The following is an 18,753-nucleotide window of genomic DNA, read 5'->3' as shown; positions in this document are numbered from 1 at the left end:
CGCGGTCACCTCAGAGTAGGAAACCCGCCGGGAACGGATCGTCGGGGTCCAGGAAGTACTGGGCCGTGCCGGTGATCCACGCCCGTCCCGTGACGGTCGGGACGACGGCGGGCAGGCCGCCGACCGTCGTCTCGGCGACGAGCCGCCCGGTGAACCGGGTCCCGAGGAACGACTCGTTGACGAAGTCCCGGCCCAGCGGCAGCCGCCCGCGCGCGTGGAGCTGCGCCATCCGCGCGGAGGTGCCCGTGCCGCACGGGGAGCGGTCGAACCAGCCCGGGTGGATGGCCATCGCGTGCCGGGAGTGCGCGGCGTCCGAGCCGGGCGCGGCCAGGTAGACGTGCTTGAGCCCGCCGATCCCCGGGTCCTCCGGGTGGACCGGCCGGTCCGCGTCGTTGACGGCCTCCATGATCGCGAGGCCGGCGGCGAGGAGGTCGTCCTTGCGGGACCGGTCGAAGGGCAGGCCCAGCGCGTCCAGCCGGACGAAGGCGTAGAAGTTCCCGCCGTAGGCCAGGTCGTAGGGGACCGTGCCGAAGCCGGGCACCTCGACCGTGCGGTCCAGGGCCACGGCGAACGCGGGCACGTTGGTGAGGGTGACCGCCTTCGCCGCGCCGTCCTCCACCCGCACGTCCGCGCAGACGAGTCCGGCGGGGGTGTCGAGGCGGACGGTGGTGACCGGTTCGGTGACGGCCACCATGCCCGTCTCGACGAGGACGGTGGCGACGCCGATCGTGCCGTGCCCGCACATCGGCAGCGCGCCGGACACCTCGACGTACAGCACGCCGTAGTCGGCGTCGGGGCGGGTGGGCGGCTGGAGGATGGCGCCGCTCATCGCGGAGTGGCCGCGCGGCTCGTACATCAGCAGGGTGCGGACGTGGTCGAGCCGGTCGACGAGGTGGCGGCGGCGCTCGGCCATGGTGGCGCCGGGCAGGACGCCGACGCCGCCGGTGACGACCCGGGTGGGCATGCCCTCGGTGTGCGAGTCGACGGCGTGGTAGACGTGGCGGGTACGCATCGGCGGGCCTCCGGTGGTCAGTCCAGGCCCTCGGCGAGGGCCTTCTCGGTGGCCGCGCGGACGGCGGCGGCCTGCTCGCCGGTGAGCGGGGAGCGCGGCGGGCGGGTGGGGCCGCCGGGGCGGCCGGCGATGTCCATGGACAGTTTGATGGCCTGTACGAACTCGGTCCTGGAGTCCCAGCGCAGCAGCGGGTGCAGGACCCGGTACAGCGGCAGGGCGAGGTCCAGGTCGTGGGTGGTGGCGGCCCGGTAGAGGGCGGCGCAGGCACCGGGCAGGGCGTTGGGGTAGCCGGCGATCCAGCCGACCGCGCCGGCGAGGGCGAGTTCGAGCAGGACGTCGTCGGCGCCGACGAGCAGGTCCAGGTCGGGGGCGAGTTCGGCGAGCTCGTAGGCGCGGCGGACGTCGCCGCTGAACTCCTTGACGGCGACGACGTGCCCGTCGCCGTGCATCCGGGCGAGCAGGGAGGGCGTCAGGTCGACCTTCGTGTCGTGCGGGTTGTTGTACGCGACGACCGGCAGCCCGGCCCGGGCCACCTCGGCGTAGTGGGCGCGGACGGCCGCGTCGTCGGCGCGGTACGCGTTGGGCGGCAGGAGGAGCACGGAGCCGCAGCCGGCGTCGGCGGCCCGCTCGGCCCAGCGGCGGGCCTCGGCGCTGCCGTACGCGGAGACGCCGGGCATCACGCGGGCGCCGTCGCCGGCCGCCTCGACGGCGACCCGGACGACGCGGTCCCGCTCGTCGTCGCCGAGGGTCTGGTACTCGCCGAGGGAGCCGTTGGGGACGACGCCGTCGCAGCCGTCGGCGACGAGGCGGGCGACGTGCTCGGCGTAGGCGTCGTAGTCGACGGACAGGTCGTCGCGCAGGGGCAGGGCGGTGGCGACCATGATGCCGTGCCAGGGTCGGGTGCGGTTGTCCGGCTGGGTCATGCGCGGGCTCCTCGGTCGGTGGGGTCGGTGGTGGGCGGGGCGGCCAGGTGGCCGAGGGGTACGGGGCAGGACAGGGGGCGGCGGTCGGGGGCGGGGGGCTCGCCGGCGAGGCGGGCGACGGCCTGCCCGCACATGCGGCCCTGGCACCAGCCCATCCCGGCGCGGGTGAGCAGCTTGACGGTGCGGGCGTCGTGGGCGCCGAGGTCGGCGACGGCCTCGCGGACGCGGCCGGCGGTGACCTCCTCGCAGCGGCACACCTCGGTGGTGTCGTCGAGCCAGCCGGTCCAGCCGGGGCCGGGCCGGTGCGCGGCGGCCATCGTGTCGGCGAACGCGCGCAGCCTGGCGCGGCGGCGGGTGAGGGCGGCGGTGCGGCGCGGGTCGCGGGGCGTGCCGCGCAGGGCGTGGGCGATGGCGTCGGCGGCGATCTCCCCCTCGGTGAGCGCCAGGTCGGCGCCGCCGACGCCGCCGGTCTCCCCCGCGGCCCACACGCCGGGCACGGTCGTCGCCTGGTCGGCGTCGACGACGAGCGCGGGGGTGTCGTCCGGGGTGCGGCGGGTGGCGCAGCCGAGGCCGGTGGCGAGCTCCAGCTGCGGTACGAGGCCGTGCCCGACCGCGAGGGCGTCGCACGGGACGCGGCGGGAGGTGCCGGGGACGGGCCGCCAGTCCCGGTCGAGCCGGGTGACGGTGACCGCTTCGACGCGGGTGGTGCCGTGGGCGGCGGTGACGGCGTGCCGGGTGAGCAGCCGGGCGGCGTGGCGCAGGAGCGTGCCGCCGTGGAGGGCGGCCTCGGCGAGCTTCCCCGGGTTGCGCAGGAGGGTGGGCAGTCCGCTCGCGTACGCGGTGTAGTCGGCGGCCTCCACGACGGCCGGCACCCGCGCCCCGGCGGCGGCGAGCGAGCCGGCGACGGCGAGCAGCAGGGGGCCGCTGCCGGCGACGACGACGCGCCGGCCGGGCAGGACGAGCCCGGACTTCAGCAGGGCCTGCGCGCCGCCCGCGCCGACGACGCCCGGCAGGGTCCAGCCGGGGAAGGGGAGGTGGCGTTCGTACGCGCCGGTGGCGAGCAGGACGGTGCGGGCGTGGACGGTGGCGGGCGCCTCGTCGGGGCCGGCGACGGCGTGCAGCGCCCATGCCCCGTCGGCCCCGTCGTGCGGGACGACCGTCCACACGTGGTGGGCGGGCAGGTGGGTGACGCGGCCGGCGCGGCGGTGGGCCGCCAGCCGGCGGGCGCGGGGGGCGAAGTGGCGCCGGCCGTGGAGGGAGGGCGGGTGGGCCTGCCCGGCGGCGTGGCGGTGGATCTGGCCGCCGGGGCGCTCCCCCGCGTCGAGCAGCACGACCCTCAGGCCCCGGTCGGCGGCGGTGACGGCGGCGGCGAGCCCGGCGGGGCCCGCGCCGACGACGGCGAGGTCAGCGGACGGGGTCATGGCCGGTGCCCTCCTGGGTGGTGACGGTGTCGCCGGGGCGTACGGGCAGCAGGCAGGCGCGTTGGTTGGGGCGGCCGTTGACGGTGGCGAGGCAGTCGTGGCAGGTGCCGATGAAGCAGAACGCGCCGCGGGGGGCGCGCCGGTGGCGGGTGGTGCGCCAGGACGTGATCCCGGCCGCCCAGAGCGCGGCGGCGAGGGTCTGTCCGGGTACGGCGGTGAGCGGCGTGCCGTCGAAGGTGAAGCGGTGGGGCGTCACGGTGGCTCCTGGGGTGCGGGGCCCGCGGGCGCCGAGGGGCGCGGCGGACCGGGGCGGGGCCGGTCAGGGGGTGAAGCGGTCCGGGCGGAACGGGGCGGCGGGGACGGGGGGTTCGGCGCCCGTCAGCGCGGCCGTGACCAGCACGGCCGTGGCCGGGGCCAGGCCGATGCCCGCGCCCTCGTGGCCGCACGCGTGGTGCAGGCCCGGCACGCGGGGGTCCGGCCCGATGGCCGGGAGGTGGTCGGGTAGGTACGGCCGGAACCCGCAGTACGCGCGGATCGCGTGCACCCGCTCCAGTGCCGGGAACAGCGCCACGGCCCGTGCCGCCAGCCGGTGCAGTGCCTCGGTCGACAGGGTCCGGTCGAACCCGACCCGTTCCCGGGTCGCCCCGATCAGCACCGGCCCCGCCGGGGTGCCCTCCACGACGGCGGAGGACTGGAGGTCCGCGGAGCCGCTGGCGACGTCCGCGACGTAGTCCGCCGCGTACACCTTGTGCCGGACGAAACCCGGTGGCAGCGGTTCGGTGACGAGGACGAAGCCGCGCCGGGGCATCACCGGCAGCCGGGTGCCGGCGAGGGCGGCGACGTGGCCGCCCCAGGTGCCGGCGGCGTTGACGACGGCGGGGGCGCGAAGGTCGCCGCGTGGAGTGCGGACGCCCCGTACGGTGCCGTCCGGGCCGGTCAGGACGGCGGTCACCTCCTCGCCGAGCCGTACGGCGGCGCCCATGCGGCGGGCGGCGCGCAGGAGGGCGGCGGCGGCGCGGGCGGGCTGGACCTGGGCGTCCTGCGGGTAGTGGACGCCGCCGGCCAGGCCGGGCGCCAGTCCCGGCTCCAGGCGGGCCAGTTCGCCGGGGGCGACCTCGTGGGCGGTGACGCCGGCCGCGCGCTGGCCGGCGGCGAGGGCGCGGAGCGCGGTGAGGGCGGTCCCGTCGGACGCGACGACGAGGCCGCCCTTCGGCTCGTACTCGATGGCGTCCCGGGGCGGGAGGGCTTCGGCGAGTTCGCGCCACAGCCGGGTGGAGAGCAGCGCGAGGTCGAGCTCGGCCCCCGCCTCCTTGTCGGAGACGAGGAGGTTGCCCTCGCCGGCTCCGGTGGTCCCGCCGGCGACGGGGCCGCGGTCGACGACGGCGACGGAGAGACCGGCGCGCGCCGCGTAGTAGGCACAGGCCGCTCCGACCACTCCGGCGCCGACGATCACGGCGTCCAGGGGCGCGGCGGGTGGGGATCCGGCACGTCTCAAGGGCACGTCAGTAATATTTCACATGGCACTGGTGCGCACAAGACCCCGACGGCGCCGGCGACTCGGCACCCCGCGGGCCCTCGCGGCCGCGGCCGGGCCGGCCCGCCGTGCGGCCGGCCCGGCGCGCCCACCTCCCCCAACGAGCGGTTCCCGGCGGCCGGGCGGGGCGGGGCGGACGCGGACCGGGCCGGCCGAGTCGGGGTGGAGTCGGCCCGGAGGAAGGGCCGGCGCGGGCGGTGTCAGGCCCCCGGGAGGTCCGGGCCGGCGAGGGTGGCGACCATGAGGGCCTTGATGGTGTGGAGGCGGTTCTCGGCCTCGTCGAAGACGACCGAGTGCGCCGACTCGAAGACCTCGTCGGTGACCTCCAGTTCCGTCAGGCCGTGCCGGGCGTGGATCTCGCGGCCGACGGCGGTGCCCAGGTCGTGGAAGGCGGGCAGGCAGTGCAGGAACCTCACCCGCGGGTTGCCGGTGGCGCGCAGGACGTCCATCGTCACGGCGTACGGGCGGAGGGCGGCGATCCGCTCGTCCCAGACCTCCTTGGGCTCGCCCATGGACACCCACACGTCGGTGGCGACGAAGTCGGCGCCCGCGACGCCCTCCGCGACGTCCTCGGTGAGCGTGACGCGGGCGCCGCTCTCCTCCGCGAGCTTGCGGGCGTGGGCGACGACGTCCTCGGCCGGCCAGTACGCGCGGGGGGCGGCGACGCGGACGTCCATGCCGAGGAGGGCGCCGGTGACGAGGTAGGAGTTGCCCATGTTGTAGCGGGCGTCGCCGAGGTAGGCGAAGGCCACCCGCTCCAGGGGCTTGTCGGTGTGCTCGGTGACGGTGAGCACGTCGGCGAGCATCTGCGTGGGGTGCCAGTCGTCGGTGAGCCCGTTGTAGACGGGGACGCCCGCGTACCGGGCCAGCTCCTCGACGGTCGCCTGGCTGTCGCCGCGGTACTCGACGGCGTCGAACATCCGGCCCAGCACGCGCGCGGTGTCCTTGACGGACTCCTTGTGGCCGATCTGCGAGCCCGACGGGTCGAGGTACGTGGTGGAGGCGCCCTGGTCGGCGGCGGCGACCTCGAAGGCGCAGCGGGTGCGGGTGGAGGTCTTCTCGAAGATCAGCGCGATGTTCCTGCCGCGCAGCGCCTGGACCTCGGCGCCGGCCTTCTTGGCCGCCTTGAGGCGGGCGGCGAGGTCGACGAGGCCGCGGAACTCCTCGGCGGTGAAGTCCAGCTCCTTGAGGAAGTGGCGGCCGGTGAGGTCGGGGGCCATGGGTACTCCTGGGGTCTGCGGGCAGGCGTGGGACGAATGGGGGTGGAAGTATATACGATCCTTAGAATTCTTATACAGAGTGGGCGGAGGCGGCCCACTGGGTGCGGGCCTGCCGTGGTACGGGTCGCCGACGGACGGGGTCAGGCGGCGTCGCGCTCGATGGGGCAGCTCATGCAGCGCGGACCGCCGCGGCCCCGGCCGAGTTCGCTGCCGGGGATCTCGATCACCTCGATGCCCTCCCTCCGCAGATGGGTGTTGGTGGTGACGTTCCGCTCGTACGCGACGACGACGCCCGGTTCGACGGCGAGGACGTTGCAGCCGTCGTCCCACTGCTCCCGCTCCGCCGCGTGCACGTCCTGCGTGGCCGTCAGGACGCGGATCGACGGCAGGCCCAGGGCCTCGGCTATGGCGCGGTGCATGTGCTCGGGCGGGTGGTCGGTGACCTTGAGGACCTGCCCGCCCTCACCCGGCTCGATCGTGTACGAGCGGAGCATGCCGAGGCCCGCGTACTTGGTGAACGTGTCGGGCGCGACCATCGTCATGACCGTGTCCAGGTGCATGAACGCCCGGCTCTTGGGCATGTCCAGCGCCACGATCGTGTGCGCCGAACCGGCGGCGAACAGCCCGCGCGCGAGCGTCTCGACGGCCTGCGGGGTCGTGCGCTCGCTCATGCCGATGAGGACGGCGCCGTTGCCGAGGACCAGCACGTCGCCGCCCTCGATGGTGGACGGGTAGTCGTCCTGCCCCTCCGACCAGTGGTGGAACGGCCCCGCTTCCGGGCCCGTGAAGAGGGGGTGGTGGTGGTAGATCGCCTCGAAGTGGACCGTCTCCCGCTGACGGGCCGGCCAGCGCATCGGGTTGATGGACACGCCGTCGTAGATCCACGTCGACGTGTCGCGGGTGAAGAGGTGGTTGGGGAGGGGCGGGAGGAGGAAGTCGTCCAGGTCCATGACGTGGAGGCGGACGGACGTCGGCTCGGCGTGGCCGGCCAGGTACTCGCGTTTCGTCATGCCGCCGACCAGCGCCTCGACGAGTCGGGGCGTCTCCATCGCGTCGAAGGCGGCACGGAGCCGGTCGGTCGCGAGGGGGCCGTACTCCTTCTCGTCGAAGACCCGGTCGAGGACGAGCTTGCGGGCGGCGGGCAGTTCGAGGGTCTCGCGGAGGAGGTCACCGAAGAGGTGCACCTCCACGCCGCGGTCGGTGAGGACGTCGACGAACCCGTCGTGCTCGTGGCGCGCGCGGCGCACCCACAACACGTCGTCGAAGAGGAGGGCGTCCTTGTTGCTGGGGGTGAGGCGCTTCAGTTCCAGGTCCGGGCGGTGCAGGATGACGCGCCGCAGGCGCCCGGTCTCGGAATCGACGTGGAATCCCATTCCCCCATCCTGGCCGAGCCGGGCGTCCGACGCACCGTCATGGTCACGCGCAGGCCCGCAGCATCAGGACGAGGATCACGCCGAGGAGGACGAGGATCGCCCCGGTACCGACACCGACCACGACGAACGGCCGCTTGTCCGCGCCGCCCGGCGGGTCGGTGCCCCCGCGCGCGGCCGGCCCCGCGTCCGGCGGGCGCCGGTCCGCCGGGTGCCGGTCCGCGGGGCGCCGGTCCGCCGGGGAGGGCTCGGCGCCGCCGTCCCCCGTGCGCCCCTCCCCCGTCGGGCGGGGCGGGTGCGCGGGCGGCGGCGGGGCGGGGGGCGCGCCGGGCTCCGCCCGGTGCCCGTACGGGGCCTCCCCGGCGCCGCGGCCGCCCACGACGGGCCGCCGCTCGGGTCCCGGGCCACCGGGCCCCGCGCCCTCGCGGAGGCCGCCGTCCCCCGCGAACCGGCCGGGGTCACGGCCCTCGGCGGCGCGTTCACCGCCCGCCGGCCCGGTGCGCGCGCCGGTGCCACCGCCGGTGCCTTCGGTGCCCCGGCGGCCGGCTCCGGTGTCCCGGTGGTCGCCTTCGGTGTCCCGGTGGCCACTCCCGGCGGGGCGGTGGTCGCCCCCGGTGTCCCGGTGGTCGCCCCCGGCGGGCCGGGCCGGGCCGCCGGGGTGCGGCCCGGTGTCGGGCGGACCTCCGGTTCCGTCGGGGTACCGGGGGCCCCGGCCCTCCCGGGAGCGGTCGTCCCGCACGGGCCGGGGGCCGCCCGGCGCGCGTCCGTCGCCGTCCGCGCGCGCCACCCGGCCGGCCTCCCCGCGCGCCGCCGCGTCACGGGAGCGCCACCCGTCGGGCGGTTCCGCGCCGCGGTCCCGCGGGGAACCGCCGGCGGCCCCGCCTCCGGACGGGTCCGGCGCGCGGCCCGGGCCGCCGTCCCGCGGGCGGTCCTCCCGGGCGCGGTCGACGCCCCCGCGGGGGTCCGCGCCCGAGGTCCCGCCGTCCGCCTCCCGCCTCGGGTACCGGTCCTCCCCACCCGGCCGCGCGGGCGGGGCGGCGTCCCCGTGCGGGACCGGCCGCCCGGGACGTTCCGCCGGCGGGCCGTCCCCGCCCCACCCGCGGTGGGCGCCCGCGGACCGGGGGGCGCCCCCGCGCGGGGCCGCGTCGGGCGGGCCGCCGGGACCTCCCGCCGGAGGGTCCCACTCGCGGTCGGCGTCCCCGCGCGGGGCGGAACCGAGCGGGCGATCCGCGTCCACCCGCCCGTCGGGCCCGTCCACCGAACCGTCCCAGGAACGGCCGACGCCCCCACCCGAGGCGGAACCGGACGGGCCGCCCCCGTCCGCCCGCCCGCCGGACCGGCCCGACGGACCGTCCCAGGAACGGTCGCCGCCCCCGCGCGGCGGCACGGCCCCCTCCCATCCACGCTCACCCCCCACGGACCCGGCGCCGCCCCCGCGCGGGGCGGAACCGGACGAACCGCCCCCCTCCGCCCGCCCGCCGGACGCGTCCCACGGGTCCTCGGCCGCCGCGCGTGGTCCGCCGGTGCCGGGCCGCCGGCCGGGGCGGGGCTGTGGCGCGTCGTCGTCCTCCCACCGGCCGGGCCTGGTGCCCGGCGGGCGCGCGGCCGGGGTGCCGCCCCGCTCCCCGACCGGGCCGGGTGCCCCCTCCGGCCCCGGGTGGGAAGCGAGGGCCGCGGCCAGCAGGGCCTGCCAGGCGGGTTCCGGGAGGCCCGGGGCCCGGCTCTGCGTGATCTGCCGGACCGCCGCGCGCGCCGCGCGGTGCGGCCCCGCGCTCAGGCGCGGCAGGAGCTCCGTCACGCGCGCCGACAGGGCCGGGTCGTCCAGCAGGGGGCGCACCGCCCAGCGGTAGAGCGACGCGGCGTTCGCCGCCCGCACGTCGTCGGCGGCCCGGACACCCGCCCGGTCCGTGACGAACAGCTCCCGTTCCAGGAGCACCTTGCACAGGGCCGCGCGCTGCTCCCGGTCCCAGGACGGCCACCGGTCGGCCGCCTCCGTGATCAGGTGCGTCAGCCTCTCGTACCCGGTGCACGCCCGCAGGTCGCGGAGCAGTTCGTCGTCGGCGGGCCCGCGCCGCTGCGGCGAACCGCCGCCCAGCCACCTGCGCACCCGCGGCCGGTCCTCGGACGGCACCGGCCACTCGGACGCCACCACCGGGACCGGCGGGCTCTGCCGGTGCCCGGCCGCCGGGGCCTTCCGGGGCGGCGCGGCGGCGGGGCGGCGCGAGGGCTCGTCGAGGGGCGGCAGGCCCGACAGGGCCGCCTCGGCCAGGGCCAGCAGCGTCGTGGGGCCGCCCCGGGTCGCCCGGTGGTGGTCCGCCGCCCGTTGCAGGGCCGTCCCCACCTCGTACTCCTCGCGCAGCTGGTGGCGGACCAGCCGTTCCGCGGCGGACTCGGCGCGGTCGCCGCACCGCTCGACGGGGTCGGTGCGCCGCCGGGTGCCGCTGCCGGACGCCTCGCCGGTCCAGCGGCTGACGAACACGAACCGCAGCCCGTCCGACTCGGCGGTGTCGTGCGTGGCGAACGTCCACCGCCGCGTGACCTGGCCGCCGAAGATGCCGTGCAGCCCCCACAGCACCCGGTGCGCGGCCTGCCCGGACGGGTCGAGGAGGGTGAACCCGGCCTTCGGGTGGCGCAGGAACTCGGCCACGGCGCCCACCAGTTCGCGCCGCACCCCGGCCAGGCCGCCGGCGAGGAGCCGCTGTCCGGCGTCGGCGGCGGGCAGCAGCGCGGCCTCGGGGACGGGCGGCAGCCCGCCCCGCACCTCGGCCAGCGGCAGGTCGCCGCCCTCCCACGACCAGGGGTGCAGGCCCAGGCAGGTCGCGGGGTCCAGGACGGCGGCCGGGCCCATCAGGGCGTGGCACACGGCGCCGGCGCGGCCGCCCGGGTCCCGCCACGGCGCCCGGTGCACCAGCAGGACCTGGTCGGCGCTCTCCAGGCGCAGCAGCGCGGGCGCCGTCGCCTGCCCGGTGGCCCGCAGCAGCGGCGCCGTCCTCCGGAACACCGCGTCGGCCAGCTCGGGCGCGCACGACCAGGCGACCGGGCCGAACCCGGTGGTGCCGGAGAGGTTGTCGGTGTCCCAGCGGAAGACGATCTGGTCGACCAGCCGGTCGTGGGGGGACATCAGATCCCTGCCTCTCCGTGGTCCACTCCCGGCAGGAGTCCGCACATGGCGAAGATCGACAGTAGGGGCGCCAGGACCCGGCGGGGCCGGACGCCGTGCGGGAAGCGGTCGTCCCGCGCCTGCCCGCCGGTCGCCGCCACGAAGTGCAGCGTGCAGCGGGCGCAGTCGTCGAACGGCCGCAGCCACGCGGGCGTCGCGTGCCGGGCGACGAACGCGTGGACGTCGCGGCTCTCGGCGCGCGCCTCGTCCGCCCGGTACACCGGGGGCAGGGCGCGGCCGAGCCACTGGTCGACGGCCGGTTCGACGCGTACCAGGTCGCTCTTGTTGACGGCGATCGCGGCGGGCGCCGCGACGTAGGGGCCCCAGGTGCGCGGAATGCGGTTGAGGACGGTGGTGAACGCCTCGTCGCCCAGGTCCTGCCGCCGCACCCCGTCCAGCGCCCGTACCGGTTCCAGGGAGGGGAGGCGCAGGGCCCGCAGCGGGTCGAGGACGAAGAGGAACGCGTCGACGCCCATCAGGAACCGCGCCACCTCGTTGTCCTGCGCGAGGTCCTCGCCCGCCAGGTCGAAGAAGACGACGGGGCGGGTCGGGCCGCGCCCGGTGACCAGCAGCCCGTCCGCGAACCGGGCGAACGCCTGCTGCCCGGTGCGGCCCAGCTGCCTGCCCTGCAGCAGGTGCTGCACCCGCTCCCGCAGGAACGTGCGGTGCGTGTCCGGGTTCAGCGGCAGGCACTTGAGGCCGTACGGTTCAAGGCCGCCCTGCTCGACCTCGCCGAGCATCGCGGCGAGGAGGTGGGTCTTGCCGGCTCCGGAGCTGCCGACGAGGGCGATGGTCAGGGGCCGGCCGTTGGTCAGGTACGGGACGGGCAGCTCGTGCAGGGACTCCTCGTCGGCGTACGGGCACAGCTGGTACGCCCTCCTGAGGACGTCCTCGCGGTGGGCGGGCGGCAGGTCGCCGCTCAGGTCGAGGGGGATGCGGTCGCCCTTGGGGTCGATGGTGACCAGCAGCGACTCGTCGTAGGCGACGGGCAGCAGGCAGTGCGGGCACAACCGCTCCACCGACGTGGTGTCCGCGGCGGGCGGCGACAGCGCCACCGGGGCCGTGTCGGCCGGTGCGGGCCGCCGGGCGGCGGGGGCCCGGCCCGGCCACCAGCGCCGGCGGGCCTGCCGCCCCTCGTCCTGCGGGTCCTCCGGCGGCGGGGGCCGGTCCAGGCCCAGTTCGGCGCGCTTGCGGGCGATCTGGGCGTCGTACGCGTCGCGGCCGCGGCCCAGCGGGTCGGGGCCGCCGGCGGACAGGGCGAGCGGGTCGGGGACGTTCAGCAGGCGCATCAGGTCGGCCGGGGCGGGGCGCCCGGCGGCCAGCGGGGCAAAGGCGCCGCCCCGGTGCAGCGCGGCGAGCCCCCGGAAGTCGGCCAGGTCCGCGGGCGGGCCCGCGCCCTGGTCGGGGCGGCCGGAGACGAGGAAGTACACGAGCTGCGCGACGGACCACAGGTCGTCGCGCGGGTCGGCGGCCCCGGTGCCCCGCCGCTGCTCGGGCGACGCCCAGGGGGCCGCGCCGAACGCCTCGCGCGGCTCCCTGGCCCGCAGGGCGGCGTACGGCTCCGCCAGCCGCACGTGCCGCCCGTCCCAGCGGACGGTGTCCGGGCCGATCGCGCGGTGCACCAGGCCGGCCTCCTCCAGGAGCCGTACGGCGAGGGTCAGTTGGGCGGTGACCTGCTGCTGCTCCCCGACGCCGAGGGCGCCGCCGTGGGAGGAGAGCGGTTCGCCGTCCGCGATCCGGTACAGGACGAACGGTTCGGGCGCGTCGAGGTCGTAGCCGACGACGCGGGTGAAGACCTCCCCGAACCGCTCGTGCCCGTAGCGGCGTTCCAGGGCGACGGCCGCGGCGGCCTCCCGTTCGAGGGCGCCGTGCGCGTGCGGGTCGCCGGGGGCGATGCGGTACTGCAGGACGGTCCAGTCGACGCCGAGGGTGACCGTGCGGGCCAGGCGGCCGGGGCGGCCGGGCGGCTCGTGGTCGGGGCCGAAGCGGGCCGCGAAGCGCACCAGGTTGCCCTTGTGGGTGAGGAACGACAGCTCGTCACCGGGGTGGCGGGGGTGTGTCATGCCGGTTCGCCCTCCTCTCCGGGCGTCGCCTCGCGGACCATCCGGACGGCGTCGCCGCGCAGCGGTACCAGGCCCAGCACGCCGGCGTGGCGGCCGGTGGGCGTCCACACGACGTCGTCGGCGTACTCGGCGCGCACGGCGTACGGCCGGTCCGGGCGGTGCGGGCCGTCCGGTTCCGCCGCGCCGCGCCGGAAGGCCTCGGGCGCGAACCGGACCCGGCGCACGGCCAGCGGGTCGGCCGACAGCAGCCGCCGGTGCTGCGGTCCGCACAGCGGGACGGTCGACTCGGCGTCGCCGCCGGGGGCGAGGAGTTCGGTGACCCGGTCGGGGGCGACCCCGGTCATCCGGGTGGCGTCGGGTCGCCGCCCGGAGTGGGGGTCGTGCGGGGGCGGGGAGGTCGCCGCGTCGCGCAGGAGGCGCCCGCGGACCTCGTCGAGCAGGTCGCGCATGGGCCCGTCGAGCGGGGTGCGTCCGGCGCGGGCCGGGTCGCGTTCGATCCGCGCCCAGCAGGGGGCGAGGAGGCGGCGGGTGCCGGAGGCGAGGTCGGCGACGAGGGTGTCGACCAGGTCCGGTCCGCCGTCGCCGCGCTCCCGCTCCAGCCACGGCGGGTCCTCGACGGCGCCGAGCGGGGGCCAGTCCTCGTCGAACGCGTCGAACGGGTCGCGCGAGGGGTCGGGGACGGCCTCGTAGGCGGGTCCGATGTGCCGCGGGCCGGACGGGTCGCCGGGGTCCGCGGAGCCGTAGGGGTGCCCGGCGGAGCCGTACGGAGGGGCCGGGACGTCGTACGGGGCGTCGGGGCCGGTCGTTCCGTACGGGCCGCCGTCCGGCGCGTACGGGTCGCCGAACCCGCCGTCCCGGTCGTCGTGGGGGCCGTACGGGGCGTCGGCGGGCGCGCCGAAGCCCGCGGGCCCCGGGTGCCCGGACGGGCCGGACGGGGCGGCGTCGTACCAGCCGTCGGCGGCGGAGCTGTCGCTCCAGGTGTCCCACTCCCACAGTTCGGCGCCGCCCTCCGCCTCGGCCGGGGGCGCCTGCCGGGGCGCGGGCTCCGCGCCCGCCCCGCGCGGGGCGGGCGCGGGGACGGCGGGGCCGTCGCCCTCCCCGTACCCGTCGGCGGTCGCGGCCAGCGAGCGCAGCAGCAGGGCGGCCGCCCGGGCGCCGTCCGCGCAGTGGCGCCGCGCGTCGGCGAGCAGCCAGTCGTGCACGGCGGTCTCGGCGAGGAGCCGGTCGACGTCCCCGACGACCCGCTCGGCGTACTCGGCGTCGGTGGCGCGCCACCACGCGTCGACGGAGCGCGTCCAGTCCCGTACGGCGAGGACGACGGCGGCGACGAGGGCCAGGGCCGCGGCGGCGGCTCCCGCCCAGGAGGGCGGACTCGGCAGCGTCGAGCCCGCCACGGCCCCGATGACGCCGCCGGCGAGGCCGCCGAGGAGCCGGGCGGTGACGCGGGTGGAGCCCCCGCCGTCGTGCCGGCCGTCCGGGGAGCGGTTCGGCCGGTGGCGCCACATCAGGGCGGCCAGCGCCGCCCCGGCGGCCCCGGTCGCGGGGCCGAGGAACCAGCCCGGCCCCGGCCACAGTCCGGCCACGAACGCCGGTACGAGCGCGAGCAGCGCCGCCGTCGCGGGGGTGCCGCCCGCCCGGAACGGCGGAGGAGCGGCGAGGTGGCGCAGGTACGCGGGGTCGCACAGCTCGTCGAGGCGGGCCAGCCGCGCCGCGCTGCCCGACGGGGCGGAGCGGTCGGACAGGGCGGCGAGCCGCGCGGCGGCGGACCGCAGCGGCAGGGGCTGGTCCAGCAGGTGCTCGGTGAGGTCGCGCAGGGCGGGCACGACCCGGGTGCGGGACACGGCGGGCAGGTCGGGCAGGACGATGCCGCGCTCCAGGAGGCGGGCCCGCTGCTCCTGGGTGAGCCGTACGCCGTCCGCGTCGGCGAACGCCCCGGCGACGGTGTCCCGGTACTTCTCCAGGGCGTCGCCGAGGCCGGCGAGCCGGCCGGGCAGGTCGGTGCGGCGCGCGCCGGCCCCGAACATGCCGGCGGGGCCGCGCGTGTGCCGGTGCCCGGCGCGGGCCGCGTCCAGCGCGTCGTCGCAGGCGCGGCGGCGGGCCGCGGCGGGGCGCGAGGGTTCCAGCCACCGGTGGCCGGCGACGGCCTCGGGGAGGGAGTCGTCGAGGAGGACGGCCAGTTCGGGCGGTACGGACTCGCCGGGGCCGCCGCCGGCCGTCTCCTGCCCGGCGAGGGCGCCGAGGGCCTCCTTCCAGGCGCGGGTGCGGGCCTCGTCGCTCAGGTCGTGCTCCACGACGCGCACGGAGGGGACGGCGACACCGTGGACCACCCCGGCCAGGGTGTGCAGGACGGCGTCGAACACCTCCGGCTGGGCGAGGAGTTGGAGGAGCGGGCGCAGGCCGTCCGGGTCGCCGGCGGTGTGCGGGTCGAGCACCCACAGGACGCCCGCGGCGGGCGGCCGCAGGGACAGGGGGCGGCGCAGGACGCGTTCGCCGGGGGTGGCGACGGCGAGGCAGACGACGCGGGCGGGGCCGTAGGAGTGGAGCTGCTCGTACAGGAGTTGGTGGGCGACGAGCCGGGCGGCGTCGTCGACGACGAGGAACCGCCGCTCGCCGTCGTGCTGCGAGGTGTCGAGCGCGGCGCGCACGGCGTCGGCGTCGGGCGTGCGGCGCAGGTCGAGGGGGACCGCGTGGCCGGGCGGCCGGTGGGCCGGGGAGGCGTCGGGGGTGCCGGGGAGGTTCACTCCTCACCGTCCCGGTCCCACGGGTACGCCGGCTCGGGGGTGGTTTCGGGCCGGGGCCCGGCCTCCCGGCGGGGCTCGGGGACGGCCTCGTGGCGGGGCTCGGCCTCGTGGGAGGACGGCCCGGCCGCGTGCGGGCCGCCCGGTGCCGCGGGGTGGCCGGGCGCGGCGGCCGCCGGTCCCTCCTCCAGGTCGCGGCGGTAGCGCTCGTGGAGGTCGCTCAGCGAGGAGCGGGTGGCGTGGCCCTGGGTCTCGAAGGCCAGGTCGAGCGCGCCGGGCAGCGTCTCGGCCCAGAAGTGCCGCAGGGGGGCCAGCCACTCCTCCTCGCCCCACCGGGCGGTGAGCGCGTCGATGCGGGCCAGTTCGCGCGGCGCGATCTCCTCGACGAAGGTCAGGAACAGCGGCGACGGCTTCACCGGCGTGGTGGTGAGGCCGGCCGGCTGCATGTCCATGAGCCGGTCGCAGAACACCCCGATGATCGACTCCTCCTCGAGGAGGGCGGTGCGTTCGTACGCCCGCAGCAGCCCCGCCCAGCTGGACAGCTGCCCGTCGAACGGCTCCACGCGGAGCGTCATCGTCGCGGACTCGCCGCGCTGGAGGCGGATGCGCACGAGTTCCGGCGAGGCGGCGTCGCCCTCGTGGCCGACGAGGCCGTTCCACATGGCGCACAGGATGCGGTGGAGGATGCGCCGCCGGTCCTCCTCGGTGCTGACGAGCCAGTCGTCCCGGTAGCCGAGCCGCTGCCGCCAGGCCAGGAAGTCGTCGGCCCGGCCCGCCTCCCGCGCCTCCGACCAGAGCTTGAGCAGTTCGCGGACCTCGGAGACGTCGGTGAGGCTCATGCCGCTGCGGAACAGGACGACGCCGATGGACTCGGAGTCGACGGGGTGGGCGTCGATGTCGGCGTGCGGGGGCAGGTAGAGGGCCTTCTTCAGGTAGTCGGCGGTGCGGGTGTCCCACTCGCTCCTGGGGTAGGTGATGAGCACCTTCAAGGGGCCGTTGCCGTCGGGGATGAACCCGACGGGGAGGAGTCCGGCGACCTGGGCGCGGAACTGCTCCAGCCAGCGGCTGTCGACGGTGGCCTCCGCCGCCTCGTCGCCCGCGGCGGCGCGCAGGAGCAGCCCCATCGACGGCAGGAGGGGGCGTTCGTCGAGCGCCTCCCCGTTCTCGCCGAAGAGCTGCTTGACGCGCCGCTCCAGGACCTGCTTGACCTCCTTGACGGCGGCGCCGCGGGAGCGCCGTACGGCGTCCAGGGCGCGCAGCCAGTCCGCGGGCTCCACGAGGGCGGCGAGGATCCCGGCCGCGTCGGTGTTCTCCTCGGGGAGGCGCAGGCTGCGGCCGAGGCGCTGGACGACGTCGTCGTAGAACACGCGCAGGCTGTTCTGCGGCGGCAGCAGGTAGGAGACGCCCTTGCGGTCGTCCCGGTACAGCTCGCGGCGGCGGTCGGCGAACGACTTGCCCTCGTCCTCGGCGTGCCCGCGCAGGGCGAGGACGAGTTCGTCGAGCTCCTTGACGGCGCGGCTCAGGACCGGGCGCCACTGCGCCTCGCCCTCCTGCCAGGCGTGGTGCCACAGGACGTTGGCGCGCCAGCGGTACCAGTCGTCCTGGTCGGTGACGGCCTGGCGGACGTCGGGGTCGCTCCAGCGGGCCGGTACGAGGCCGCCGGCCCCGCCCTTGATCCTCGGGACCTGCGGTGCCGCCTGCTGGACGTGGGCGGGGCGGCGGGGTTCGCTGCGGCGGTTGTCGAGCATGCCGGTGAAGCCCGCCTCCGCGACCCGCTCGGGGTGGCCGCGCAGCCCCTCGGCGACGACCCTCACCCCGAAGGGCCCGTAGGTGCCGAGGAGGGCGCGGACGGCGCTGCCGGGCCGGAAGTCCTCGACGATCCGGGGCATGTCGCGGGTGAGGTCGCGTTCGAGGCGGACGAGGGCGTCCTCCATGTCGCCGCGGCGGTTGTGGAGGGCCAGCGTCACGGCGCGGCTGCCGCGGGGCGGCAGCTCGGGCTCCGGGACGTCGGGGGCCCGCCGGGTCCACAGGGCGTCGACGCGGGCGTGCTCGAACATCTCCCGGACGCGCGCGGTGCCCTCCTTGGCGGGCTGCCGGGCGCGTTCCTCCATGCCGCGCACGGCCTGGGCGAGGAGGCGGGCGGCGACGATCTCGGCGAGGTCGTCGACGGGGACGGTGAGGGAGGCGGCGAGGGTCGTGGACATGCCCCGGTAGCCGATGCCGGAGCGGGAGGGCTTGGACCGCTCGACGCTCTTGTTGATGAAGCTCTCGGCGAAGGACTGGTAGTCGTCCTGGGAGCGGCCGTTGCCGTTCTGGTCGGGCAGCTCGGTGCCGATGAGGGACATCACCAGGGCGGTGACGGAGCGGCGCAGGTCCTCGTTGCGCAGGACGGCGGGCTTGCTGAACAGGAACGCCGTCTGCACGGTGGAGGCGCGCAGCCGTACGGAGGTGTCGCCGGGGTAGCGGACGCTGACCCGGGAGCGCCGCTCGACGTCCCCCACGTCGGCGTCGGCGCCCGGCATGTTCTGGTCGTCGACGAGCCGGGAGAGGTCGACGAGGGCGCGGGCGCCGTTGAGTTCGGCCTCGCGGCCGCCGCCCGCCTCGGGCGGGAACGCGGACGGCATGACGACGAGCGGGTAGATCTTCACGCCGGGCACCTTGGCGTTGCGGAACTCGTGCCCGACGAGGTGGAGGAAGTCGTAGTAGATGCCGGCTCCGGTGCCGCCCGCGACGGAGAACGCGACGAAGACGTCGCAGCCCCGGATGCGACCGCCGCCCAGCCGCTGGAGGTCGCCCGCGCAGGCGCCGATGGCGCTGATCGCGGTGCGCAGCGGCCGCAGCACGGGTTCGAGGCCGCCGCGCAGGGTGGCGAACAGCGCGGAGCGGCCCACGGTGGGCAGTTGTCCGGCGCCGTTGTAGAGGGGGGCGACGCGGGGCTGGCGGATGTCGGGGGGCAGCCAGTCGCGGGTCTCCTCGGGCACCGCGACGCGGAGCATCCGGGTCACGTCGGTCGAGCCCTCGAACTCGGCGGGCAGCAGGTCGTGGACGATGTGGGAGGTGCGCGCGTAGGCGGCGCCCTCGGCGCCCTTCGCGCTGAACTGCGGCTGCCGCTGCAGTTCGCCCTCGCTGAAGTCCGCGTAGACGAACTGGAGGCAGTCGGGCAGCTGGTAGGGGGCGCGGCGGCCGTCGTCGACGAGCCGGGTGCCGTCGGGTCCGCACAGTTCGCGGCGCAGGCTCCGTTCGAGTTCGGAGCCGATCCGTCCGCCGGTGCCGCCCAGTCCTACGAAGAGCATGGGCTGGTAGATCTTCATT

Annotated in this window: 11 protein-coding genes; all 11 read right to left on the bottom strand. The window is 77.4% G+C overall.

Features of this window, described 5'->3' with window-relative positions; genetic code table 11:
* Positions 1 to 10: 10 nt before the first annotated feature.
* The 11 genes from IE106_RS08785 to IE106_RS08735 all read right to left on the bottom strand — a co-directional run bounded on the left by IE106_RS08785 (position 11) and on the right by IE106_RS08735 (position 18,752).
* Complete coding sequence (locus IE106_RS08785; RefSeq protein ID WP_189531648.1) at positions 11 to 1,012, bottom strand: proline racemase family protein; 1,002 nt, start codon at positions 1,010 to 1,012, stop codon at positions 11 to 13.
* Positions 1,013 to 1,029: 17 nt separating this feature from the next.
* Entirely contained in the window at positions 1,030 to 1,935 is a 906-nt protein-coding gene (locus tag IE106_RS08780) for a dihydrodipicolinate synthase family protein (RefSeq protein WP_189531646.1), read from the bottom strand.
* Complete coding sequence (locus IE106_RS08775) at positions 1,932 to 3,356, bottom strand: FAD/NAD(P)-dependent oxidoreductase (RefSeq protein ID WP_189531644.1); 1,425 nt, start codon at positions 3,354 to 3,356, stop codon at positions 1,932 to 1,934. Before IE106_RS08775 ends, IE106_RS08780 begins: the two co-directional genes overlap by 4 nt.
* Positions 3,340 to 3,612: a (2Fe-2S)-binding protein gene (locus tag IE106_RS08770; protein ID WP_189531642.1), complete on the bottom strand. Its 273-nt coding sequence runs from the start codon at positions 3,610 to 3,612 to the stop codon at positions 3,340 to 3,342. The genes IE106_RS08775 and IE106_RS08770 overlap by 17 nt, the downstream gene beginning before the upstream one ends.
* 63 nt (positions 3,613 to 3,675) lie before the next feature.
* Positions 3,676 to 4,857 carry an NAD(P)/FAD-dependent oxidoreductase gene (locus IE106_RS08765; protein ID WP_229840196.1) on the bottom strand — a complete coding sequence of 394 codons (1,182 nt, stop codon included), beginning with the start codon at positions 4,855 to 4,857 and terminating at the stop codon, positions 3,676 to 3,678.
* A 233-nt stretch (positions 4,858 to 5,090) separates the two neighbouring features.
* On the bottom strand, positions 5,091 to 6,110 hold the full coding sequence (argF, locus tag IE106_RS08760) for an ornithine carbamoyltransferase (protein WP_189531640.1): 1,020 nt from the start codon (positions 6,108 to 6,110) through the stop codon (positions 5,091 to 5,093).
* A 140-nt stretch (positions 6,111 to 6,250) separates the two neighbouring features.
* Positions 6,251 to 7,483 (bottom strand): arginine deiminase, encoded by a 1,233-nt coding sequence (locus IE106_RS08755; protein ID WP_189531638.1) that lies wholly within the window; start codon positions 7,481 to 7,483, stop codon positions 6,251 to 6,253.
* 43 nt (positions 7,484 to 7,526) lie between these two features.
* Positions 7,527 to 10,601 (bottom strand): hypothetical protein, encoded by a 3,075-nt coding sequence (locus tag IE106_RS08750; RefSeq protein WP_189531637.1) that lies wholly within the window; start codon positions 10,599 to 10,601, stop codon positions 7,527 to 7,529.
* On the bottom strand, positions 10,601 to 12,703 hold the full coding sequence (locus IE106_RS08745; protein WP_229840195.1) for a hypothetical protein: 2,103 nt from the start codon (positions 12,701 to 12,703) through the stop codon (positions 10,601 to 10,603). The genes IE106_RS08750 and IE106_RS08745 overlap by 1 nt, the downstream gene beginning before the upstream one ends.
* Positions 12,700 to 15,444: a hypothetical protein gene (locus tag IE106_RS08740; RefSeq protein WP_189531635.1), complete on the bottom strand. Its 2,745-nt coding sequence runs from the start codon at positions 15,442 to 15,444 to the stop codon at positions 12,700 to 12,702. Before IE106_RS08740 ends, IE106_RS08745 begins: the two co-directional genes overlap by 4 nt.
* On the bottom strand, positions 15,441 to 18,752 hold the full coding sequence (locus IE106_RS08735) for a tubulin-like doman-containing protein (protein WP_189531633.1): 3,312 nt from the start codon (positions 18,750 to 18,752) through the stop codon (positions 15,441 to 15,443). Before IE106_RS08735 ends, IE106_RS08740 begins: the two co-directional genes overlap by 4 nt.
* Position 18,753: the final 1 nt, after the last annotated feature.

This window comes from Streptomyces roseolilacinus (assembly GCF_014649335.1).
Taxonomy (GTDB): domain Bacteria; phylum Actinomycetota; class Actinomycetes; order Streptomycetales; family Streptomycetaceae; genus Streptomyces; species Streptomyces roseolilacinus.
This window is presented reverse-complemented; position numbering and strand designations above follow the sequence as displayed.